Source organism: Pseudomonas sp. GD03903 (genome assembly GCF_029840045.1).
In the GTDB taxonomy this organism is placed as follows: Bacteria; Pseudomonadota; Gammaproteobacteria; order Pseudomonadales; family Pseudomonadaceae; genus Pseudomonas; species Pseudomonas pseudonitroreducens.
Genome location: NZ_JAOCBT010000006.1, coordinates 119,648 through 140,988, shown reverse-complemented (window position 1 = coordinate 140,988; position 21,341 = coordinate 119,648). Strand labels below are relative to the sequence as shown.

Sequence of the window (21,341 nt, the reverse complement as noted above, 5' to 3'; positions counted from 1 at the left end):
GGTGGATCAGTGCTCGCCGGGTTGGGCCTTGGCCGCGGGGCGCAGTTTGTGGCGGATGAAGCCGATCAGCATGGGCACCAGCGAGAAGGCAATGATGGCGACGATCATCACCGAGAGGTTCTGCTTGATGAAGGGCACGTTGCCGAAGAAGAAGCCCAGGGTCACCAGGCCGCCAACCCAGGCGATGCTGCCGGCCACGCTGAAGAACAGGAAACGTGCGTAGGGCATGTAGGCCATGCCGGCGACGAAGGGCGCGAAGGTGCGCACGATGGGCAGGAAGCGCGCCAGGGTCACGGTCTTGCCGCCATGGCGTTCGTAGAAGGCGTGGGTCTGGTCGAGGTAATCGCGGCGGAAGACCTTCGAGTTCGGATTGCTGAACAGGCGCTTGCCCAGGGTCCGGCCGATCACGTAGTTGGTGCTGTCGCCGCTGATGGCTGCAATCAGCAGCAGGCCACCGAGCATCCACGGGTCCATGCCGCCGGTGGCGCAGATGGCGCCGGCGATGAAGAGCAGGGAGTCGCCCGGCAGGAAGGGGGTCACCACCAGGCCGGTTTCGCAGAAGATCACCAGGAAGAGGATGGCGTAGATCCAGGTGCCGTAGTTGGCCACCGCCAGCGACAGGTAAGTGTCGAGGTGGAGAATCAGGTCGATCGGGTTGAATTCCATGAGAAGCCTGTCTGACAACAAGGAGAACGGCCGGGCCGTCCATTATAAGGCGCGGTCGGGCTGCCGGGGGCACGCTCCGTCGAATCCTGCGACGAAGGTCTGCGGGAGGATATTACAGCTTCTGCGTGAAAATCCTGTCGCTGTTGGCGCGGCAACGCCTTGTGACAAATGCTGGAGCGCTACGCAATGGCTGCTCAGAGCAGGCTGGCCTGCCAGCTCAGCAGGTCCGGCGTGGTCCTGGGCGACAGGGCCGCACCGTGCTCCGCGCCGGCCTTCGGCAGTTGCTCGGCCAGTGGGTGGGCGGCGACTTCGCGGGTGTTCATGGCCGTTTCCAGGCGTGCCTCGGCGATCAGCTGCTGCAGGCGGCCACTGCGGCGCAGGGTGCGCAGGCCACGGTCGAGGCTGGCGGCCAGGGCTTCGCCTTCGGCGCGCTTCTTCGGCACCAGCACGTAGAGCGGCTTGACCTCCAGCGGCGGGTCGACGAACTCCAGTTGTTCGCGCAGCGCCGGGGCGTTCTGGCTGAGCAACTGGTAGCCGGTGTAGCGGTCGACCACGGCCAGGTCGATGCGCCCGCGCAGGAGTTTTTCCAGGTTCTGCCAGTCGCTGCTGACCACGTCCTTGTTGAGGAAGTCGGCGGCGTCGAAGCCCACCTGGTTGACGTAGCCGCGCACCACGCCGATGCGGTAGGGACGAAGGCTGTCGAGGTCGCGGGGGTTGATCGGCAGGGCACGGTCGCGGCGACGGAAGAAGCCGAGCTGGGAGTCCAGCAGCGGCATCGAGGTGTAGAAGTCCTGGCTGCGGTCCGGCGACAGGTAGGCCGGCATCAGCGCGTCGAAGCGGCCTTCGCGGGTTTCGTTGAGCGCCCGTTGCCAGGGCAGGAAGACCAGTTCGGCCTTGTCGCCATTGAGTGCCAGGGCTTCGTTGAGGATACGGCTGGCCAGGCCATTGCCCGGCAGGTCGCTGCCGACGTAGGGCGCCCACTCCAGGGTGGCGACGCGCACGGTCTGGGCCTGGGCCGTGGCGCCCAGGAGCGTTAGGCAGAGGCAGGCGGTGCGCAGAACGTGCAGGGAAATACGCATGGGATCCCTTCATGCGGAGGCCGCGGAAATTCCGATACTGGCACTCTAATGCTCCGGGCCCGCTGATGCCAGCGGGCCGGTCCCGGCCTCAGTTCAGGTCGTCGCTGATCGGCAGGATGTAGTTCTTGAACTCGCTGTCCTCGCGGAAGCCGATGGACTCGTAGACCTTCTGCGCCACTTCGTTGTTGACGCTGGTGGATACGCGCATGCGCACCGCCTGGGTCTCGCGGGCCATCTGCCGGGCGGTCTGCAGCAGGTGGTCGGCGACCAGTTGGCGGCGGGCATCTTCGGCGACGTAGATGTCGTTGAGAATCCACACGCGCTTGAGCGACAGCGAGGAATAGCTGGGATAGAGCTGGCAGAAGCCCAGCAGCTTGCTGTCGTCGTCATCCGGCAGGGCCAGGTAGATCACCGATTCCTTGCGGCGCAGGCGCTTCTCGAGGAATTTCCGCGAGGACTCGGGGTAGGGCAGCATGCCGTAGAACTCGCGGTATCTGACGAACAACGGAGCGAGCAGATCGAGGTGGTCGAGCGTGGCTTGCACGATGCGCATAAGCGGGCCTCGGCGGGAGGTGGGTGGGCTGGTATGGCAATGCAGGGGCTATGCCAGCGAATAGCCATTGGTCCGATGCTGCACCAGAATTTGTGGAAAGCGCAATCCAAGCGAGCGTTTGATCAGCGCCAGCAGCTATCCACGCTGCCGGCGCTGGTGCCGCGCTGGCCCTGGTGGTCGAGAGTGAAGTCGCCGCACTCGCTGTCGCTCTGCTGAACGCCATGGCGCATGGCGCTCAAGCGGTAGCTGCGGGTGTTGCCGTCCACGTACTCGATCGCCAGTTGGTAGAGCTGGCGCGTGGAGTAGCGCTTGCCGTCGCTGGCGAGTGGGTAGGTGAAGGCCAGTTTCGCGGGCGTGTCGGTGTATTTGCTGTACTGCGCCAGGTAACGCTCCTGTTGCGCGGCGGCATCGCGCAGGAGTGTCTGGGCTTCGCTGCGGTTGGCGCGCAGGACGTACTGCCGGTAGGTGGGGATGGCGATGCCGGCCAACAGGGCGAGGATGCAGAGCACCACCATCATCTCGATCAGGGTGAAGCCGCTGGGCCGGCTTGAACTTGAAAGCGCTACGCGCCGTGTCTGCCGGGGGTTCATGGATAACTCGTGGGCAGGTTGAAGTTCATGATCCGCCAGTTGAAGCGTCCCTGGTTCTGCGGGTCGAACAACTGCACGGGGATGCGGTTGCCCGCGGGGGTATAGAGGTTGTCGCCGATGCGCGTCACCGGCCCGTCGATCTGGATGCCGCTGGCGGTTTCGCTGTAGGTGCCGTCGCCCGCCAGGTCGAACACGTTGAAGTTCAGGGCGCCGCCGGTCTTCGGATCGACCGCCAGGAGCCAGTAGGTGATGCCCGCACTGCAGGGATCGGCGTTGGGTTGGCTGACAGTGACGAAGAGCACGTCGCCGAGCATGAACGGTTGGTCGAGAATCATCTCGCTGTCCGCCAGATCGAAATACCAGCCGCGGATACCGACGCCGCGCTTGCCGCTGCTGTCCCAGGCGACGCGCTCGCTGCTCAGTTGACGGACTCGGGTGCTACCGCCGCTGTGGTTGACGGTTTCCTCGCTCAGGGTCTGGCGTTGCAGGTCGGCCAGCTTGCTCAGCACTGCCGGGCTGCCGGCGCCGTCGACATGGGCGAGGTAATCGGTCTGGTCCCAGAAGCCATACAGCGACTGCCGGTCGGCGGAGCCTTCCTTGTCGCTGCCTTCGAAGTACTTGCCGGTGCCGGCGATCACCAGTTGCCCGCCGCGAGGGTGCTGGGTGACTTCGGCGAGAGCACTCAGCGGCTGGCTGCGCGAGGCCGGTATGCTGCTCAGCAGGCCGGACCCGGTGTCCAGGGCGGATTGTCGATAGAGCTGTCCCTGCAGGCTGCCGTAGTAGCGCTGTGCGAGCTCGCCGGGGCTGGATGCGAGGGTCCAGGCGACCGTGCCGCCCAACTCGCCGTCACCGGCGGCTGATTGGCTGGCGGTGGTGATCCGGCCGTCCTCCAGGCGAATCGACAGGGAGTAGCCTTTGGCGGCCCCGTAGCCGTTGCCCGTCAGCACGTAGGGAACGCCACCGGAGAAGGTGATGACCGGGCGATCGAGCAGGTAGCCGAACTCGACTTCCTTGCCGTCGTGGCTGTTCACCTTGGTGGCGTGCTCCCAGAGCAGCTTGGGAGCGTCCGCGTCGGTGATGTCGAGGGCGAACAGGCCGCGCCCGCCGCGCCCGGGGGCCAGCACCAGGACGGTGCGCCACTGCCCGTCGAAGTAGACGTCGCGGGTGACGGCGCTGCCGTCGACGTAGAAGCGGTGCAGGCTGTTGGTGTTTTCCTCCTCGGAGCGGGCCGCATAGTCGGGGGAGGACAGGTAGTTGAGCTTGTCGAACACCGCCGCGGGAATGAACGCCCACTGTTCCCCGCCGGTTTCATCGAAGGCGTGCAGCATGCCGTCGTTGGCGCCGACGTAGAGGCGCTTCTTGCGGGACGCCTGTTCCTTGCGGAAGGCCTCGTAACCGGTGGCGCCAGCGGCCTTCTCCAGGTAGTAGGTGACGGCACCCGGAGGACCGACGACGACTGGTGAGGAGTAGATGATGTCGCCCAGCAGGTGATTGCGTGCGCGGAAGATCGAACCTTCGTCGCTGCGATCCCCGCGCAGCCAGGCCACCCGTTGCTGTCCCAGCTGATCGTCGCGGTGGGTGCCCGGGGCGGCGTTGAGAAGAGCCTGCTGGGAGGCGTCGAGGTTGTCCCAGGTGAACGCCTGCAGCTTGCCTTGGACATTGTCTGGCGCGGTGTTGGCGTAGATCTTCCGGCTACCGGGTGAGCGCTGGTTCAGCAGGTTGCGGAACGACAGGGCCGTGTTCGCCTGGGCGTTGCCGCTGGCATCCAGGCGGTATTGCAGGATGTCCCCGCTCCAGTCGGTGGACTGGTAGCTGGCGCGGTACAGGAAGGTGTCGGTGTTCAGCGACGTGGAGCTGGCACCCGCCGCCGCGACCGCCAGCTGGCCGCTGGAGATGCTGCTGACGATGGCCTGGAACGCCTGCACCAGTTCGTTGGTGGAGTCGGCGCTGAAAAACTCTCCGCGCGAGTTCAGCGCCCCATGCCAGAGCGCCGCCACCTTGCCCTCGTTGGCGGTCACCGTCATGCCGTCCAGGCTGGTGCTGCCGCTGGGGTTGGGCCAGCTCTTGCGGCCGTCGAGCAATTGCGCGTAGGAGCCCGAGTAGGTGTCGCCGTCCCATTGCAGGTACTTCAACGTGGGGCCCAGGCCGAGCCCCACGGTATAGGTAGTGACGTGCTGCCAGGTGGCGGGGTCGTTCTTCGGATTCCAGTAGTCGTTGCCCTCGCGGTAACGCGGCGGGACCTTGTTATCCAGGTCGGTGCGCGCATCGGTGGCCCAGCCGATGAAGATGTTGTCGGCCAGCGTATTGGACCACTTGTCGTAGTAGGGCGCCTGGGCGGCGAAGGATTTGCCGTCCGGCAGCGTGCGAGTGGTGCCGTCGGCGTTGCTGCCACCGGAGCCATCACCGAAGCCATCGGTCATCAGCAGGTGGTAGGTGGGACGGCAGGCGTACTCGGTCTTGACGTCGCGCGTGCTGCCCGGCGCACGGGCATAGGGGTTGTAGGCGGTGGTGTTGCCCAGGTAGCTGTTGACCCGGTTCTGCGCGGTGCCCAGCGGCGTTCCGCCACTGGCGGCCAGGCGGCTGGTGAAGTTGAAGAAGTCCGCCTTGTGCTGGTTGGCGAAGGCGGCCAGCGTCTGGTTGCCGCAGGCCGTGGAGCTCTGGTTGAAGTTGGTGCTGTAGCAGCTGTTCAGGGCTTGCCAGGTGACACGGATGTGATCGGGCAGGTCGAACAGTGCCAGGTTGGCGGCAGTGCGCGTGGCGAGCTGACGGGTGCGGTAGAAGGAAAACCAGTTGGCGTAGTTCTGCTTTTCCTCTGCCGTGCTGACCCAGCGCGGCGCGAAGCAGCTCTTGGTGCAAGCGTTGGCGTTGCTGTACGAGGAGTCGGCGGCGCAGTTCTGTACCGCGCTGAGCGTGCTGGTGGCGGTGTTGCGGGCATGCGGACAGGCAGCGTCGAACTGGTAGTAGTGGGCGTACTGCTTGTAGCTGTCGGTGGTGTTGACCGTCTGGATCGAGTTCTGCCCGTAACCGTTGCCGGTGTACTTGTTCAGGTCCAGCGTCCCGGTCTGGATGGTGAGGAAGCCGTCGTAGAACGCCTTGTCGAACGACGTGGTGTAGCGCTCGCTGAGCAGCCGGCCGCCGCTGAAGGTGACCTTCCAGGGCGCTTCATAGGTGATCGCCGGGTTGTAGTACATCGGGTTGTACGACGAGGAACGGTTGGCGATGGTGTAGGAGCTCATGCCGTCGGGCGTATAGGCGCTGGTCATGCTGCCGGAATCGTCGAGGGTGACGATCAGGTTGGGCGACACGCCTTCGACCAGGAACAGTGGCGCCTGACTGGGCGACGCGCTCCAGCCGGGGCCACTGGCAAGCACCAGGGCAACGCCGAGGACAGCCCCACGCCATGCCGGCCAGAGGATCGAGTCAGCGTTGGACACGGGCGTACTCCTGAAGCCGGACCAGGGCCTGGTCGGTGATGCCGGTGGCGAGGGCGTTCATCTGCAGCAGCAACGTACCGTTGCCCGCCAGGCAATCGGCCAAGGCGCTGGAGGAGCGGCTCTCGCACTGTGCCGCGACATACCAGCGTGGCGCGCTGCTCAGCTCTGCCAACTGATCGGGCGCTCCGAGGTTGTTGCCCTGGTAAGTGCGTGCCTGGGTGAGCAGCGCCGCGCTGTCGGAGTTGCCAGGCTCCAGCCAGAGCCGGTCGCAGAGCAGCACTTGCTGCTGATCCTGCTGGGTGCTGGCGCAGGTAGCGGTGTCGCCGACCGCCATCGACTGGCTGTAGCGCGTCCGGTCCAGTGCCTCGCTGATTGCCGAGCCGGCACCGCCCTGCGCTGCCTGGAAGTCCCGCGATTCGGCCAGGGTGTTGTCCAGCAGCATGCCGCTGCGCAGGTTGCCCAGGGTGAGAATGCTCAACCCCAGCAGCAGTATCAGGGCGACCAGCAATATCTGACCGCGTTGTCGGTTCATGGCTGGTTCCTCAGGTAGAGCGTCTGCGCGAAGGCGCTGCACAGGCCGCGTGTGTCGGTGCTTTTGTTCGTGGCGGTATTCAGTGGGTCCTGGTAGGTGCAGTTCTCCGGCAGCAAGGCACGGGTCGAGGTGAGCACCAGGCCGGCGCGAATCTGGTTGGTCGAGCCAACGGCGAACATCAGGTCATGGATGCCGCCAGCCAGGGCGATCTCGCCGGCAGACCGCGGGTTGTTGGTCTTGCACAGCAACTCACCGTTGGACAGCCGAAGATGGCTGACCAGCGTCTGTGGCGTGGCGCTGTCGTCATCGCCGTAGAGCGCGCCGCCGGTGCAGTCCTGGTGGATCTGCGCATCGTCGCGTTGAGCGCGCTGGTAGCGCAGGCAGATTCCCCGGCCCCCGGCGTCGAGGCTGGCGACCTGCCCGGCATTGAACACGCAGCCGGTGGCCGTGTCGGTGAGGCTCGGGAAGGGGGCCTCGCGGTCGATGACGAAGTCGTACTGCTGGTCGTCGTCAGCCGAGACGTGGCGCTCCCAGGCGCTGTAGCCGGCATGGCCGCTTTCACGCTGCAACAGACTGAGGATGAAGCGGGCGTTGGCCTGGTTCTGTTGCTGGGCATGGTTGAACGCGGCGTGGTCGCTGCCGGACAGGTAGACCTGCAGGACGCCCAGCAGGACCACGACACTCAGTGCGATGGCGACCATCAGTTCGATCAGGGACAGGCCCGACTCCCGGCGCAGGTTCATGGCTGGAAACTCAGGCGATAGCGCTCGATGCCGCCCTTGTCGCTGCCCGACAGGCAGGCAGCGCTGGCATCGTCGACGGTCGTCGGGCTGCCCGCCTGGCAGTTGCGGCTGTGCCAGGCCAACTGCACCAGCAGCAGCGGCTGGAGCGAGCCTGCAGCGCAGGTCCGACCGTCGCGGGTGGGGCAGATGAACGTGGAATCGCTCAGCAGGGTATCGTCGGTATTGAGCTTGAGCCGCACCTGCGCGGCCCAGCAGGCAAGTTCGCGCTGGGCCTTGTCGGCGCGTCCCAGCCCGCTGGTCGAGCAGCTCTCGCCACTGCCCAGGCTGGGGAAGGTGCTGCCGGCGGCCACCAGGTAGGCGGAATCGGTCTTGAGCTTGCCTTTGCTGACCAGCGATTCGCGGTTGGCCTGGATGCTCCGGGCAAGGTCCGCGGCGAGCAGGATCGCATTCTGTCGCTGTTGGCTGTCATGGCTGTAGGCGATGCTGCGGCTCTGCAAGGCAAGCATGCCAAGCAGGGCGACGCTGGTGAGCATCACCGCGACCATGACCTCGATCAGATAGAACCCCTGTTCGTTCGCGCGCGCCAAGTCGGTCAGTCGCATGAGTTCGCCACGCCGCTGCGTTGCAGGCAGATCTTGCTCACGTAGCTGCCCGCGGTGAGGGTGAACACCCGGGGGAAATCGCCTTCGCCCATGGCGATGCCATTGCCGTCGAACGCTACGGTGGCGGCCTTCTCCTGAGCGATGAGCAGTTTTCCCGAGTCGTCGAGCCGATTCCTGCGCAGTTCGATCTCCCGATGTCCGCTCAGCTCGCCGCCGCGTAACCGGGTGACCAGTAGTGGCGACGTCCAGTCACCCTCGGTTTGTGGCTTGACGTGTACCGGCTGGCGGCCGATCTGCGCCTGCGCGCGGGCGTACTGCAGCACCGCGAGCAATTGCTTGGCGGTGCTTTGTGCGCGGTTGCGGTTGGTCAACAGGTCGAAGGAGGGCACCGCGATACCCAGCAGGATTGCCAGAATCGCGATGGTGACCAGGGTCTCGACCAGGGTGAACCCGTGCTGGGTGCGCCTGATGGTGGCCGGCGTGATGAGCCGGAGAGTGTTCGCTGAATCCATCTGTTCGCCATCGATACGAAGCGCGGCGGATCGGCGCTTCCCTGCGTGCCCGAGGCACGGTGCGTGATGGCTTGGTTTTTATCGCGACGAACGGGAGGGGCGATTTAAGACAAATCTTAAAGACCGCTTCCGAGTGCGCGGCATGTGGTCGCGCGAGCCTCGGAGCGTGTCGGGCGTACTCAGCCGCTGATGAGGAAGTTGCCGCGTGACGGCGTGTCTTCGCCTTCCAGAACCGGAACTTCCGCTTCGTCCTTCAGGTTCACTCCCGACAACTGCCGGCAGCACGCCTCGCGCATCAGGTAGAGCAGGCGGTGCGTGGCCAGGCCGTAGCTCAGACCTTCCAGGCGCACGTTGGAGATGCAGTTGCGGTAGGCGTCGTTCAGGCCGACCTTCGGCGCCCAGGTGAAGTACAGGCCGAGGCTGTCCGGTGATGACAGGCCAGGGCGCTCGCCAATCAGGATGACCACCATCTTCGCCCGTAGCAGCTCGGCGACTTCGTCGGCGACGGCGACGCGGCCCTGTTGCACCAGTGCGATCGGCGACAGGCTCCAGCCTTCGTTGCGCGCCTGTTCCTCCATGCGTTCGAGAAAAGGCAGGCTGTGGCGTTGCACGGCCAGCGAGGAAAGGCCGTCGGCGATCACCACGGCGAGGTCGTAGCCTTGCGGATGGCGGTCGGCATGGCGGCGCAGGATCGCTACCGATTCCTCGTTCAGGCGGCGGCCGAGATCGGGGCGTTGCAGGTAGGTGTCGCGGTCGGCGGCGGCGCTGTGCAGCAGCAGTGTCTCGCGGCCGCGTTCTGCCAGTTGCGCGGCGAGACCATCGCGGTCGAAGGGCAGGTGCACGGCGTCGCGCGCCTGGGCGTGGGCGAACTGGAAATCCAGTTGCGCGCCGGTCGGCAGGCTGGTGCCGGCTCGGCCCAGGGCGATGCGCGCGGCGGTCAGGCGGCGCAGTTCCTGCCAGGGGTTGGGGGTGAAGCTATCGCTCATCGAAAACTCCTCTGGCGAATGGTCTTCATGACAGTTGCGCGAGCGCGTGGCGGAAGGCGCCGGGCAGCTGGCTGGCCATGTGCACGCGGCCGTCCTGCTGGCGGAGGATATCCATGCGCGCCAGCCATGCCTCGAATTCCGGTGCCGGTTTCAGGCCCAGTGTCTGGCGCGCGTAGAGCGCGTCGTGGAACGAGGTGGTCTGGTAATTGAGCATCACGTCGTCGGAACCGGGGATGCCCATGATGAAGTTGATGCCGGCCACGCCCAGCAGGGTCAGGAGCATGTCCATGTCGTCCTGGTCGGCCTCGGCGTGGTTGGTGTAGCAGATGTCGCAGCCCATGGGCACGCCGAGCAGCTTGGCGCAGAAGTGGTCTTCCAGGCCGGCGCGGATGATCTGCTTGCCGTTGTACAGGTACTCCGGGCCGATGAAGCCGACCACGGTGTTCACCAGGAACGGCTTGAAGTGCCGCGCCACCGCGTAGGCGCGGGTCTCGCAGGTCTGCTGGTCGACGCCGTGGTGGGCGTTGGCGGACAGCGCGCTGCCCTGGCCGGTCTCGAAGTACATGAGGTTGTCGCCCCGGGTGCCGCGCTTGAGCGACAGCCCGGCCTCGTAGCCTTCCTTGAGGATCGACAGGCTCACGCCGAAGCTGGCGTTGGCCGCTTCGGTGCCGGCGATGGACTGGAATACCAGGTCCAGCGGTGCGCCGCGGTTGATCGCCTCGATGGAGCTGGTGACGTGGGTGAGCACGCAGGACTGGGTGGGGATCTCATAGCGCTGGATGATCGCGTCGAGCATCTCCAGCAGCGTGCAGATCGATTGCAGGCTGTCGGTGGCCGGGTTGATGCCGAGCATGGCGTCGCCGTTGCCGTAGAGCAGGCCGTCGAGCACGCTGGCGGCGATGCCGGCCGGGTCGTCCGTGGGGTGGTTGGGTTGCAGCCGCGTGGACATGCGCCCGCGCAGGCCCATGGTGTTGCGGAAGCGGGTGACCACGCGGATCTTCTGCGCGACCAGCACCAGGTCCTGCACGCGCATGATTTTCGACACCGCCGCCGCCATTTCCGGCGTCAGCCCCGGCGCCAGGGCGCGCAGGCTGGTTTCGTCGGCGGCATCGCCGAGCAGCCAGTCGCGCAGGCCCCCCACCGTGAGGTGGCTGACCGGCGCAAAGGCCTGGCGGTCGTGGGTATCGATGATCAGCCGGGTGACCTCGTCGCTCTCGTAGGGGATCAGCGCTTCGTCGAGAAAGTGCTTGAGCGGGATGTCAGCCAGCGCCATCTGCGCGGCGACGCGCTCGGCGTCGCTGCCGGCGGCGACCCCGGCCAGGCGGTCGCCGGAACGCGCCGGGCTGGCCTTGGCCATCACCTCGCGCAGGCTGTCGAAGCGCCAGGTCTGGCCACCGACGCTGTGGACGAATCCGGACATGGCGCTTCTCCTCAACCCTGGCTGGCGAACGATGCGTCGGTGCCGCGATTGAGGCTGATGACGATGCTGCAGCAGGAGCAGCCGCCGATCATCAGCACCAGGAATACCGAGGCGATGACGCTGTTGAACCAGAGCATCGCGGCCAGGCAGACCAGCGCCAGCACCAGTGCAATGGCCGGCACCACCGGGTAGCCCGGCGCGCGGAAGCTGCGCTCCAGGTCCGGCTCGCTGCGGCGCAGCTTGAACAGGCTGAACATGCTCATGATGTACATGACGATGGCGCCGAACACGCTCATGGTGATCATCGCCGCAGTCAGGGTCATGCCCTGCAGGCTGATCAGGCTGTCGCTGAAGATCGCCGCGATGCCCACCGCGCCGCCGGCAAGAATCGCCCGGTGCGGGGTCTGGAAGCGCGACAGCTTGGCCAGGCTGCGCGGCAGGAAGCCGGCACGGGCGAGGGCGAAGAACTGCCGCGAGTAGCCGAGGATGATGCCGTGGAAGCTCGCCACCAGACCGAACAGGCCGATCCATACCAGCATGTGCATCCAGGTGGAGTTGTTGTCGACTACGGCCTTCATCGCCTGCGGCAGCGGGTCATTGATGTTCGACAGCGCGCGCCAGTCGCCCACGCCGCCGGCGAAGATCATCACGCCGATGGCCAGCGTCACCAGGGTCAGGATACCGGCGATGTAGGCACGCGGGATGGTGCGTTTCGGGTCCTTGGCCTCTTCGGCAGCCATGGCGGCGCCCTCGATGGCGAGGAAGAACCAGATGGCGAACGGAATGGCGGCGAAGATGCCGGCCATGGCCGGGGCGCCGAACACGTCCGAGCCGGCCCAGCCGTTGAGCACGAAATTGCTGAAGCTGAAGCCCGGTGCGACCACGCCCATGAACACCAGCAGCTCGGCTACCGCCAGCACGGTCACCACCAGTTCGAAGGTGGCGGCGATGCTGACGCCGAGGATGTTCAGGGTCATGAAGATCAAATAGGCACCGGTGGCCGCCCACTTCGGATCGAGGCCGGGGAACTGCACGTTGAGGTAGGCGCCGATGGCCATGGCGATGGCTGGCGGGGCGAAGACGAACTCGATCAGCGTGGCGATGCCTGCGACCATCCCGCCGGTCTTGCCGAAGGCCCGCAGGCTGTAGGCGAAGGGGCCGCCGGCATGAGGAATGGCGGTGGTCAGCTCGGTGTAGCTGAAGATGAAGCAGGTGTACATCACCGCGACGATCAGCGTGGTGACGAGGAAACCCAGGGTGCCGGCGGCGGCCCAGCCGTAGCTCCAGCCGAAGTACTCGCCGGAGATCACCAGGCCCACGGCGAGCCCCCAGAGGTGCAGGGTGCCAAGCGTTGGTTTGAGTTGTGATGCGCTCATTGTTGTTATTCCTCTCTCCGCAAGGGATAGGCCGCAGATGGCGGGTCGCAGGGGCGTGGACGGATACCTGAGACTCGATGGTAGTGGCGCGCTGCCGCGCAAGACTTGACCGCTGGAACCGGCTTTCGCCGCGCAGGGTCAACTGGCTGTTACCCATCGCCCCACACCGCGCCCGGCGCCCGATTGTGGTGCCGGATTTGCCCTGACTGCCCCCGCTGTGGCAGCTGCAGGCCAGGCGCGGCGCCGTATGCAGCTGAGCGCTAATGCATGGCGAGGCACGGGAATTGCTTTGTTTATTCGTTCCCTTGTTTCCGGGAGCCATGTGCCCTGCGTGTCTCAAAACAAGATCGGTAATCGACATGAGCCAGCCTCTGTTTTCCCCGTCCGGCCTGAGCCTGCCCCTGGCCAGCAACATCGGCGTGCTGTCCGCCGCCGCCAGCGGCCTGGGTCGCTTCATCGGCGACCAGGGTGGCGACATCGACCGCGTCTTCGGCCGCGCCGGCATCGACCCCGAACGCCTGCTGCATCCCACCCTGAGCCTGGCGCTGACCAACTACTGCCAGGTGCTTGAGGAGGCCGCGCGGCAGTCGGGTTGCGACAACTTCGGGCTGCGCTATGGCGAGCAGTTCCTGCCTCGTGAGCTGGGCCTGCTGGGCTATGTCGGGCTGTGCTCGGAGACGCTGGAAGACGCGCTGAAGAACTTCGCCGCCGCCTTTCCCTATCACCAGCACGACACGCTGATCCGCCTGGTGGATTGCGGTGAGTGCTATCGCTTCGACTACCAGGTGCGCCACGGCGCGATCCTCGACCGCCGGCAGGATGCCGAGCTGACCCTGGGCATGGCGCTGAACCTCATGCGCCACGCGCTCGGGTCCGAATGGGCGCCGCGTGCGGTGAGCTTCGAACACGCGCGGCCAGAGAGCTGGCAGGAACATGGCCGGGTGTTCGACGCGCCGGTGCTGTTCCAGCGCGGCTGCAACTCGATGCTGATTCCCAAGCGCGACCTCCATGGCCGGCAGATGCCCGAGCGTGACGCCAACCTGCTGTTCCTGGTGCAGGACGTGATCCGTCGCCTGGGCGAGCACGGCGGTGCGCCCAACCTGGTGGAGGACGCCGGCACGCAGATTCGCCTGGCGCTGGCGGATGGCGAGCCTTCGTTGGAGATCATCGCCGAGCAGCTGGAACTCACCACTGCCGGTTTGCAGCGGCGCTTGCGCGAAGCGGGGCTGAGTTTCAGCCAACTGGTGGAAAACACCCGCCGCGAACTGGCGCTGCATTATCTGCGTCAGCCGCAGCGGCCAATTTCCGAGCTGGCGCCGTTGCTCGGCTACTCCGAGACCAGCGCCTTCTCCCGCGCCTTCCGCCGCTGGTTCGGCGTGAGCCCGCGGCAGTGGCGCAGCGACGCGCATTGAGCCGTTTTTGTAGGAGCGAGGGGGCGCCTAGCTCTTGCTCGCGAACGGATTCCCCGGCGGTTTCTTTAGCTCGGCAGTTTCGCGAGCAAGCTCGCTCCTACAGGCTTCGCTTCGCGCTTGAACCTTGCGTAGGAGCGGACTTTGTCCGCGATCGATTTTCCCACCACGCCGAGCCGGCCGGTTGCACATCGCGGACGGAGTCCGCTCCTACGGAAAGCCTCTTTTTCCGAGCATAAAAAAGCGCGGCCCGTGGGCCGCGCAAAGATCGATTCGGGGGAGACCGCCCGGCGCACCGGGCGGGGTCAATCAGCAGCGCGCGATCAGAAGAAGCCCAGCGGGTTGATGTCGTAGCTCACCAGCAGGTTCTTGGTCTGCTGGTAGTGGTCGAGCATCATCTTGTGGGTCTCGCGGCCCACGCCGGATTTCTTGTAGCCGCCGAAGGCGGCGTGCGCCGGGTACAGGTGGTAGCAGTTGGTCCACACGCGGCCGGCCTTGATGCCGCGACCCATGCGGTAGGCGCGGTTGATATCGCGGGTCCAGACGCCGGCGCCCAGGCCGTACTCGGTGTCGTTGGCGATCGCCAGTGCTTCGGCTTCGTCCTTGAAGGTGGTCACGCCCACCACCGGGCCGAAGATTTCTTCCTGGAACACGCGCATCTTGTTGCTGCCCTTGAGCAGCGTCGGCTGGATGTAATAGCCGGTGGAGAGGTTGCCATCGAGCTTCTCGACCGAGCCACCGACCAGGATCTGCGCGCCTTCCTGCTGGGCGATGTCGAGGTAGGAGAGGATCTTCTCGTACTGCTGCTGCGAGGCCTGGGCGCCGACCATGGTGTCGGTGTCCAGCGGGTCGCCGCGCTTGATCGCCTTCACCTTCTTCATCACCACGTCCATGAACTGCGGATAGATGGACTCCTGCACCAGTGCGCGGGATGGGCAGGTGCACACCTCGCCCTGGTTGAAGAAGGCCAGCACCAGGCCTTCGGCGGCCTTCTCGATGAAAGTCGGCTCGGCCTGCATGATGTCTTCGAAGTAGATGTTCGGGCTCTTGCCGCCCAGTTCCACGGTGGACGGGATGATGTTCTCCGCGGCGCACTTGAGGATGTGCGAGCCCACCGGCGTGGAGCCGGTGAAGGCGATCTTGGCGATGCGCTTGCTGGTGGCCAGCACTTCACCGGCTTCCTTGCCGAAGCCCTGGACGACGTTGAGCACGCCCTTGGGCAGCAGGTCGCCGATCAGCTCCATCAGCACGCAGATGCCCAGCGGGGTCTGCTCGGCCGGCTTGAGCACGATGCAGTTGCCGGCGGCCAGCGCCGGGGCGAGTTTCCACGCGGCCATCAGCAGCGGGAAGTTCCACGGGATGATCTGCCCGACCACGCCCAGCGGTTCATGGATGTGGTAGGCAACGGTGCTGTCGTTGATCTCGGCAGCAGACCCTTCCTGCGCGCGGATGCAGCCGGCGAAGTAGCGGAAGTGGTCCGCAGCCAGCGGGATGTCGGCGTTGAGGGTTTCGCGCACCGGCTTGCCGTTGTCCCAGGTCTCGGTGACGGCCAGCAGTTCCAGGTTCTGTTCGATACGGTCGGCGATCTTCAGCAGCACCAGCGAGCGGTCCTGCACCGAGGTGCGGCCCCAGGCGTCGGCGGCGGCATGGGCGGCGTCCAGCGCCTTGTCGATGTCTTCGGCGGTGGAGCGGGGGAATTCGGCGATGGGCTGGCCATTCACCGGCGAGGTATTGGTGAAGTACTGACCCTTAACCGGCGGGACGAACTCGCCGCCGATGTAGTTGCCGTAGCGCGCCTTGAACGAAACGATGGCGCCTTCGCTACCGGGATGGGCATAACGCATGGTCGGATCTCCTGGGTCTTGTGCTTGTTGGGGAGGACGTTGAACAAGCGTAGAGCAAGGGCCGGGCCATGCCAGTGAAAGGCGCGCCGCGCATGGCCTGGGCGGGTCGCCGGGAATGCCGCGGAAAGCCGCGCTGTCACGCGGCTGGGGCAGTGCCAGGTGACACTTTGTCCCGTATTCGTGACAGTCGTGACCTGACGGTCGGCCGGGCGTTGCATTGGGCTGGCGCGTGGGGGATGCTGTCCTGCGTTCCGACGAATTGTCTGACAGAAATTCGCTGGAACCCGGGGCTGCCTCCCCGTCCCCCAAGCGGAGAACAACAACAATGCGCGCCAACGATTTGAGCCGCCACGCCCGCCAGGTCATGACCGTGGCCGAGGGCAAGGCCCGCGCCGGAGCCCCCGGTGCGGACCCGTCCATCGCCCGCTCCTGGATGCGCTGCCTGGAGCAGTACCACCTCGACCCGGCGCAGCCCATGGCGCCGGCCGTGCTGGAACACGCGCGCATGCTCGAAGTGCGCGAGCGCCACCGCCAGGTGCTGGAGATCGCCAGCGGCGAGATGAACAGCCTGCACCAGCAGCTCTCCGGCGCCGGCCATGCGGTGCTGCTCACCGATTCCCGCGGGGTCATCCTCAACTGCGTCAGCGAAGCCGCCGAGCGCCGCACCTTCGAGCAGGCCGGGCTGTGGCTCGGCGCCGACTGGAGCGAGGCGCGCGAGGGCACCAACGGTATCGGCACCTGCCTGGTGGAGCGCCAGGCGCTGACCATCCACCAGGACGAACATTTCCGCAGCCGCCACACCGGGCTGACCTGCTCGGCCAGCCCGGTGTTCGACCCGCAGGGCGAACTGCTGGCGGTGCTCGACGTTTCCTCCGCGCGTCGTGACGTGTCGCGGCAGAGCCAGTTCCACACCATGGCGTTGGTCAACCTGTCGGCCAAGGCCATCGAAAGCTGTTACTTCCTGCGGCATTTCGAGGACCAGTGGCTGCTGCGCTTCCACCTGCAACCCGACGGCCTCGGCCTGTTCAGCGAAGGCCTGCTGGCCTTCGGCGCTGACGGGCGCATCCACGCGGCGAACCAGAGCGCGATCAACCTGCTCGGCAGTCGCCGGGATAACCTGATCGGGCGCTCCCTGGAGCAATTCTTCGATTGCCGGCTGGACGACCTGTTCAGCCGCGCCGACCCGCAGCCCAGTGCCAGCTGGCCGCTGCGTACCCATGCCGGGCGCACCTTGTATGCCGTGCTGCGGGGCCAGCGTCCCATCGCCGCTGCGCCGGTGCTGCCGCGCGCCCCGCTGGCGAAAGGGTTATGCATCGACGATCCGCAGCTGGCCCATGATTTCCGCCGAGCGCTGAAGGTCTACGCCCACGACGTGCCGCTGCTGCTGCAGGGCGAGACCGGCACCGGCAAGGAAGCCTTTGCCCGCGCCGTGCACCTGGGCGGCGAGCGCGCCGGCAAGAGCTTCGTTGCGCTGAACTGCGCGGCGATCCCCGAGACCCTTATCGAAAGCGAGCTGTTTGGCTACCGCGGCGGCAGCTTTACCGGCGCGCGCAAGGAGGGTATGCGCGGCAAGCTGCAGCAGGCCGACGGCGGCACGCTGTTCCTCGACGAGATCGGCGACATGCCGCTGGCGCTGCAGACCCGCCTGCTGCGCGTGCTGGAAGAGCGCCAGGTGGTGCCCATCGGCGGTGAGCCGCAGGATGTGGATATCCGCCTGATCAGCGCCAGCCACCGCAACCTGGAGGCGCTGGTGGCCGCCGGGCAGTTCCGTGAAGACCTCTACTATCGCCTCAACGGCCTGGTCGTCGGGCTGCCGCCGCTGCGTGAGCGCGAGGACCGTGGCGCGCTGCTCGACCATTTGCTGGCCGAGGAGAGCAAGGGCCGCTCGGTGCGCCTGGATGATGACGTGCGCCGGCACCTGCTGGATTTCCCCTGGCCGGGCAACGTGCGCCAACTGCGCAACGTGCTGCGCACGCTCTGCGCGTTGTGCGAGGGTGGACGCATCCAGATGGCCGACCTGCCGCCGGACCTGCGCCGGGTTTCGCCTCCTGCCGTTGTCGAGGTGGCGACAGTCGAGGAGGGCGGCGACACCCTTGGCGCCGCCGAGCGCGACGCGCTGCTGGCGGTGCTGGAAGCGCAGCGCTGGCACGTCAGCCGCGCCGCGCAGCAGCTGGGCATCAGCCGCAACACGCTGTACCGCAAGCTCAATCGCCATGGCCTGAACCGGAAAACTCTTTCGTAGGATGGCGTGGAGCGCAGCGATACCCATCAAGGCAGCGCGCCGAAACAGCATGGGTATCGCTTCGCTCCACCCATCCTGCGGTCCTCGCCTGTGACGGCTTTCGCTGCGCACCGGGAACCGCCTCCCCACCTCGTCGTCTGATGCCCCGGCGGCGGGCCGCGCGGGGGCGCGCTGTGCTACTCTGCCGCCCATTCGAAGCGCCTGGAAAGGCTTGATTGCAGGAGTCTGCATGCATATCCACATCCTCGGCATCTGCGGCACCTTCATGGGCTCGCTGGCCGTGCTGGCGAAGGAGCTGGGCCACCGCGTGACCGGCTCCGATGCCAGCGTCTACCCGCCCATGAGCACCCAGCTGGAGGCCCAGGGCATCGAGCTGATGCAGGGCTACGATCCCGCCCACCTGGAGCCGGCACCGGACCTGGTGGTGATCGGCAACGCGCTGTCGCGCGGCAACCCGGCGGTGGAGTACGTGCTGAACAAGGGCCTGCCCTACGTGTCCGGCCCGCAGTGGCTGGCCGACCACGTGCTGCAGGGCCGCTGGGTGCTGGCGGCCGCCGGCACCCACGGCAAGACCACCACCAGCAGCATGCTGGCCTGGGTGCTGGAGCATGCCGGCATGAGCCCGGGCTTCCTGATCGGCGGTGTACCGCAGAACTTCGGTGTCTCCGCGCGCCTGGGCGGCACGCCGTTCTTCGTGGTCGAGGCCGACGAGTACGACAGCGCCTTCTTCGACAAGCGCTCTAAGTTCGTCCACTACCACCCGCGCACGGCGATCCTCAACAACCTGGAATTCGACCACGCGGACATTTTCCCCGACCTCGCGGCCATCGAGCGGCAGTTCCACCATCTGGTGCGGACCATTCCCGGTGAAGGCCTGGTGATCCATCCCACCGCCGAAACCGCGCTCAAGCGCGTGCTCGACATGGGCTGCTGGACCCCGGTGCAGACCACCGGCGAAGGCGGCCAGTGGCAGGCGCGCCTGCTCAGTGAAGACGGCTCGCGCTTCGACGTGCTGTTCGACGGCAAGCCCCAGGGCACCGTGGACTGGGAACTGACCGGCCAGCACAACGTCGCCAACGCCCTGGCCTGTCTCGCGGCGGCCCGCCATGTCGGCGTGGTGCCGGAGCTGGGCTGCGCCGCGCTGTCGGCCTTCAAGAGCGTCAAGCGGCGGATGGAGAAGGTCGCGGAAGTCAAAGGCGTGACCATCTACGACGACTTCGCCCACCACCCGACCGCCATCGCCACCACCCTCGACGGCCTGCGCAAGCGCGTCGGCGACGCCAAGGTGATTGCCGTGGTCGAGCCGCGCTCCAACTCGATGAAGCTCGGCGCCCACCGTGACGGCCTGCCGGAATCCGTGGTGCAGGCCGACAACGTGTTCTGGTACGCCCCGCCGAACCTCGGCTGGGACCTGGCCGCCACCGTGGCCGGCTCCACCGTGCCCACGCAAGTGTGCGATTCGCTGGACGCCATCATCGAGGGTGTGAAGGCCATCGCCACGCCGGGCACCCAGGTGGTGGTCATGAGCAACGGCGGTTTCGGCGGCCTGCACGGCAAGCTGGCCCAGGCGCTGGAGGGCTGAGCATGGCGGGAGCCGAACGCGTCACTCTTGCCATGACCGGCGCCTCCGGCGCCCAGTACGGCCTGCGTCTGCTCGACTGCCTGGTACAGGAAGACCGCGAGGTGCACTTCCTCATCTCCAAGGCCGCGCAACTGGTGGTGGCCACCGAGACCGACGTGACCCTGCCGAGCAAGCCGCAGGCGATGCAGGCCTTCCTCAGCGAGTACACCGGCGCAGCGCCGGGGCAGATTCGCGTCTACGGCAAGGAAGACTGGATGGCCCCGGTGGCTTCCGGCTCCGGCGCGCCGAGTGCGATGGTGGTGGTGCCCTGCTCGACGGGGACGCTCTCGGCCATCGCCACCGGCGCCTGCAACAACCTGATCGAGCGCGCCGCCGACGTGGCGCTGAAGGAGCGCCGCCAACTGATCCTGGTGCCGCGCGAGGCGCCGTTCTCCAGCATCCACCTGGAGAACATGCTCAAGCTGTCCAATATGGGCGCGGTGATCCTGCCGGCTGCTCCGGGCTTCTATCACCAGCCGCAGACGGTGGACGACCTGATCGACTTCGTCGTGGCGCGCATCCTCAACCAACTGGGCATTCCCCAGGACATGCTGCCGCGCTGGGGCGAACACCATCTTGTCAGTGACGAATAAGCTCCTCGCCGCCCTGCTTCTGATGCAATTGGGCGGTTGTGCCACCGTGAATACCCTCAATGACAGCCGCCCTGGCGATCCGCTGATCTACGCCGGCACCCGGCTGGACTGGTACTCGCTGAATGGCGGCTGCTGCCCGAAGGATCATTTCGGCACTGACGCGCCGGCCTATCCCGGCCTCGACCTGCCCGGCAGTGCGTTGCTCGATACGTTGCTACTGCCGCTGTCGATCGCCGCGGAACTGGGCATCGGCCTGCAGGTGTGGGGCGGGAACTGAGTCCGTTCAGGTAGGGGCGAGGAGTGGCGGATAACCTGCTCCAGGTTATCCGTCCGACAGAGCAGGCTGCCCTGATGAGCGTTCAGAGTGAGACCTCGTAGGATGGGTGGAGCGGAGCGATACCCATGCGGTCATCAGTGTGATTGATGGGTATCGCTCCGCTCCACGCCATCCTACAAAAGCGTTGTACGCCCTGCGGTTGTGGGGTTACTTGCCCAGTTTGCGCAACTCGTCCGATTCGACGACGCGGGTACCCTTGCCGGTTTCCAGCGCCAGGCGCCAGAGCGCGCGGGCCAGGGCGATGGCTTCGATGCCGTGCAGCTTGCCCGGCAGGATGCGCGAGAAGGGCGCGGCGAGCAGCTCGGCGAGGCGGACTTCGTCGCGCTGACCGAGCAGCAGCGACGGCCGCGCAATGGTCAACTGCTGCCAGCCTTGCTGGCGCAGGGCATCCTCCAGCTCGCCCTTGACCCGGCTGTAGAAGATCGACGACTTGCTGTCCGCACCCAGCGCGCTGACCACTATGTAGTGTCGTGCGCCGAGGGCCAGACCGCGCTCGCCGAGGGCCAGCGGCAGGTCGAAGTCAACGCTGCGGAAGGCTTCCTCGGAACCGGCTTCCTTGAGCGTGGTGCCCAGGCAGCAGAACACCGTGTCCACCGGCTGGAGCAGGTGCGGGATGAGCTCGGCCAGTGGGCCGATGGGGTTTTCCAGGCGTGGGTGCTCCGCCAGCTTCCTTCGGGCCGGAGCGATGACGCGCTTGACCGTGGGCTCGTTGAGCATGCGGTCGAGCAGATGTTCACCGGTCAGGCCGGTGGCGCCCGCTAGCAGGATATTCGTCGGTTTCGAGTACATCTGTGTTTCCCCT

General features: G+C 66.4%; 19 protein-coding genes. 5 read left to right on the top strand and 14 right to left on the bottom strand.

Annotation, left to right across the window (positions count from 1 at the left end; all coding sequences use genetic code 11):
- Positions 1-6 precede the first annotated feature (6 nt).
- From N5C91_RS11555 to eat, 12 genes are all read right to left on the bottom strand, one after another.
- The gene (locus N5C91_RS11555) at positions 7-666 is read right to left on the bottom strand and encodes a DedA family protein (RefSeq protein ID WP_236200506.1); all 660 of its coding nucleotides are present in this window, start codon (positions 664-666) and stop codon (positions 7-9) included.
- 194 nt (positions 667-860) lie between these two features.
- Positions 861-1,745, bottom strand: coding sequence for a transporter substrate-binding domain-containing protein (locus N5C91_RS11550; protein ID WP_279829721.1), 885 nt, complete (start codon positions 1,743-1,745; stop codon positions 861-863).
- 88 nt (positions 1,746-1,833) lie between these two features.
- Complete coding sequence (locus N5C91_RS11545; RefSeq protein ID WP_236200504.1) at positions 1,834-2,298, bottom strand: N-acetyltransferase; 465 nt, start codon at positions 2,296-2,298, stop codon at positions 1,834-1,836.
- A 122-nt stretch (positions 2,299-2,420) separates the two neighbouring features.
- Entirely contained in the window at positions 2,421-2,888 is a 468-nt protein-coding gene (locus tag N5C91_RS11540; protein ID WP_279829720.1) for a type IV pilin protein, read from the bottom strand.
- Positions 2,885-6,322: a PilC/PilY family type IV pilus protein gene (locus N5C91_RS11535; protein WP_279829718.1), complete on the bottom strand. Its 3,438-nt coding sequence runs from the start codon at positions 6,320-6,322 to the stop codon at positions 2,885-2,887. The genes N5C91_RS11540 and N5C91_RS11535 overlap by 4 nt, the downstream gene beginning before the upstream one ends.
- Positions 6,309-6,854 (bottom strand): hypothetical protein, encoded by a 546-nt coding sequence (locus N5C91_RS11530; RefSeq protein WP_236200501.1) that lies wholly within the window; start codon positions 6,852-6,854, stop codon positions 6,309-6,311. The genes N5C91_RS11535 and N5C91_RS11530 overlap by 14 nt, the downstream gene beginning before the upstream one ends.
- Entirely contained in the window at positions 6,851-7,597 is a 747-nt protein-coding gene (locus N5C91_RS11525; protein WP_279829716.1) for a prepilin-type N-terminal cleavage/methylation domain-containing protein, read from the bottom strand. The genes N5C91_RS11530 and N5C91_RS11525 overlap by 4 nt, the downstream gene beginning before the upstream one ends.
- Positions 7,594-8,199, bottom strand: a complete 606-nt coding sequence (pilV, locus tag N5C91_RS11520; RefSeq protein ID WP_279829714.1) for a type IV pilus modification protein PilV — start codon at positions 8,197-8,199, stop codon at positions 7,594-7,596. The genes N5C91_RS11525 and pilV overlap by 4 nt, the downstream gene beginning before the upstream one ends.
- Positions 8,190-8,711: a GspH/FimT family pseudopilin gene (locus tag N5C91_RS11515; protein WP_279829712.1), complete on the bottom strand. Its 522-nt coding sequence runs from the start codon at positions 8,709-8,711 to the stop codon at positions 8,190-8,192. The genes pilV and N5C91_RS11515 overlap by 10 nt, the downstream gene beginning before the upstream one ends.
- 179 nt (positions 8,712-8,890) lie before the next feature.
- Entirely contained in the window at positions 8,891-9,697 is an 807-nt protein-coding gene (gene eutC / locus N5C91_RS11510; protein WP_279829710.1) for an ethanolamine ammonia-lyase subunit EutC, read from the bottom strand.
- 25 nt (positions 9,698-9,722) lie between these two features.
- Positions 9,723-11,117, bottom strand: coding sequence for an ethanolamine ammonia-lyase subunit EutB (locus N5C91_RS11505; RefSeq protein WP_236200496.1), 1,395 nt, complete (start codon positions 11,115-11,117; stop codon positions 9,723-9,725).
- 11 nt (positions 11,118-11,128) lie between these two features.
- Positions 11,129-12,493, bottom strand: a complete 1,365-nt coding sequence (eat, locus tag N5C91_RS11500; protein WP_279829708.1) for an ethanolamine permease — start codon at positions 12,491-12,493, stop codon at positions 11,129-11,131.
- 359 nt (positions 12,494-12,852) lie between these two features.
- Between eat and N5C91_RS11495 the strand changes: the two genes are divergently transcribed.
- The gene (locus N5C91_RS11495; protein WP_236200494.1) at positions 12,853-13,905 is read left to right on the top strand and encodes an AraC family transcriptional regulator; all 1,053 of its coding nucleotides are present in this window, start codon (positions 12,853-12,855) and stop codon (positions 13,903-13,905) included.
- 320 nt (positions 13,906-14,225) lie between these two features.
- Here the strand turns inward: N5C91_RS11495 and N5C91_RS11490 are convergent, their stop codons facing one another.
- Positions 14,226-15,746 (bottom strand): aldehyde dehydrogenase, encoded by a 1,521-nt coding sequence (locus N5C91_RS11490; RefSeq protein WP_279829706.1) that lies wholly within the window; start codon positions 15,744-15,746, stop codon positions 14,226-14,228.
- A gap of 325 nt (positions 15,747-16,071) precedes the next feature.
- On the opposite strand from N5C91_RS11490, the gene N5C91_RS11485 reads away from it, so the two are divergent.
- From N5C91_RS11485 to N5C91_RS11470, 4 genes are all read left to right on the top strand, one after another.
- On the top strand, positions 16,072-17,988 hold the full coding sequence (locus N5C91_RS11485; protein ID WP_279829704.1) for a sigma-54-dependent Fis family transcriptional regulator: 1,917 nt from the start codon (positions 16,072-16,074) through the stop codon (positions 17,986-17,988).
- 229 nt (positions 17,989-18,217) lie between these two features.
- Complete coding sequence (gene mpl, locus N5C91_RS11480) at positions 18,218-19,570, top strand: UDP-N-acetylmuramate:L-alanyl-gamma-D-glutamyl-meso-diaminopimelate ligase (protein WP_279829702.1); 1,353 nt, start codon at positions 18,218-18,220, stop codon at positions 19,568-19,570.
- Positions 19,571-19,572: 2 nt separating this feature from the next.
- Entirely contained in the window at positions 19,573-20,202 is a 630-nt protein-coding gene (gene ubiX / locus N5C91_RS11475; protein WP_017521701.1) for a flavin prenyltransferase UbiX, read from the top strand.
- On the top strand, positions 20,192-20,479 hold the full coding sequence (locus N5C91_RS11470) for a YceK/YidQ family lipoprotein (RefSeq protein WP_236200491.1): 288 nt from the start codon (positions 20,192-20,194) through the stop codon (positions 20,477-20,479). The genes ubiX and N5C91_RS11470 overlap by 11 nt, the downstream gene beginning before the upstream one ends.
- 207 nt (positions 20,480-20,686) lie before the next feature.
- Here N5C91_RS11470 and N5C91_RS11465 read toward each other — a convergent pair whose 3' ends face one another.
- Entirely contained in the window at positions 20,687-21,328 is a 642-nt protein-coding gene (locus tag N5C91_RS11465; protein ID WP_236200490.1) for an oxidoreductase, read from the bottom strand.
- Between the last annotated feature and the right edge of the window lie 13 nt (positions 21,329-21,341).

What these genes read in the sequence shown, in the direction of transcription:
- N5C91_RS11530 (WP_236200501.1), bottom strand. Translation starts at nt 6,854, where the DNA reads ATGAACCGACAACGCGGTCAGATATTGCTGGTCGCCCTGATACTGCTG.
- N5C91_RS11495 (WP_236200494.1), top strand. Translation starts at nt 12,853, where the DNA reads ATGAGCCAGCCTCTGTTTTCCCCGTCCGGCCTGAGCCTGCCCCTGGCC.
- N5C91_RS11525 (WP_279829716.1), bottom strand. Translation starts at nt 7,597, where the DNA reads ATGAACCTGCGCCGGGAGTCGGGCCTGTCCCTGATCGAACTGATGGTC.
- N5C91_RS11515 (WP_279829712.1), bottom strand. Translation starts at nt 8,711, where the DNA reads ATGGATTCAGCGAACACTCTCCGGCTCATCACGCCGGCCACCATCAGG.
- N5C91_RS11550 (WP_279829721.1), bottom strand. Translation starts at nt 1,745, where the DNA reads ATGCGTATTTCCCTGCACGTTCTGCGCACCGCCTGCCTCTGCCTAACG.
- N5C91_RS11465 (WP_236200490.1), bottom strand. Translation starts at nt 21,328, where the DNA reads ATGTACTCGAAACCGACGAATATCCTGCTAGCGGGCGCCACCGGCCTG.
- pilV (WP_279829714.1), bottom strand. Translation starts at nt 8,199, where the DNA reads ATGCGACTGACCGACTTGGCGCGCGCGAACGAACAGGGGTTCTATCTG.
- mpl (WP_279829702.1), top strand. Translation starts at nt 18,218, where the DNA reads ATGCATATCCACATCCTCGGCATCTGCGGCACCTTCATGGGCTCGCTG.
- N5C91_RS11540 (WP_279829720.1), bottom strand. Translation starts at nt 2,888, where the DNA reads ATGAACCCCCGGCAGACACGGCGCGTAGCGCTTTCAAGTTCAAGCCGG.
- N5C91_RS11545 (WP_236200504.1), bottom strand. Translation starts at nt 2,298, where the DNA reads ATGCGCATCGTGCAAGCCACGCTCGACCACCTCGATCTGCTCGCTCCG.
- N5C91_RS11505 (WP_236200496.1), bottom strand. Translation starts at nt 11,117, where the DNA reads ATGTCCGGATTCGTCCACAGCGTCGGTGGCCAGACCTGGCGCTTCGAC.
- ubiX (WP_017521701.1), top strand. Translation starts at nt 19,573, where the DNA reads ATGGCGGGAGCCGAACGCGTCACTCTTGCCATGACCGGCGCCTCCGGC.
- eat (WP_279829708.1), bottom strand. Translation starts at nt 12,493, where the DNA reads ATGAGCGCATCACAACTCAAACCAACGCTTGGCACCCTGCACCTCTGG.
- N5C91_RS11555 (WP_236200506.1), bottom strand. Translation starts at nt 666, where the DNA reads ATGGAATTCAACCCGATCGACCTGATTCTCCACCTCGACACTTACCTG.
- N5C91_RS11490 (WP_279829706.1), bottom strand. Translation starts at nt 15,746, where the DNA reads ATGCGTTATGCCCATCCCGGTAGCGAAGGCGCCATCGTTTCGTTCAAG.
- eutC (WP_279829710.1), bottom strand. Translation starts at nt 9,697, where the DNA reads ATGAGCGATAGCTTCACCCCCAACCCCTGGCAGGAACTGCGCCGCCTG.
- N5C91_RS11485 (WP_279829704.1), top strand. Translation starts at nt 16,072, where the DNA reads ATGCGCGCCAACGATTTGAGCCGCCACGCCCGCCAGGTCATGACCGTG.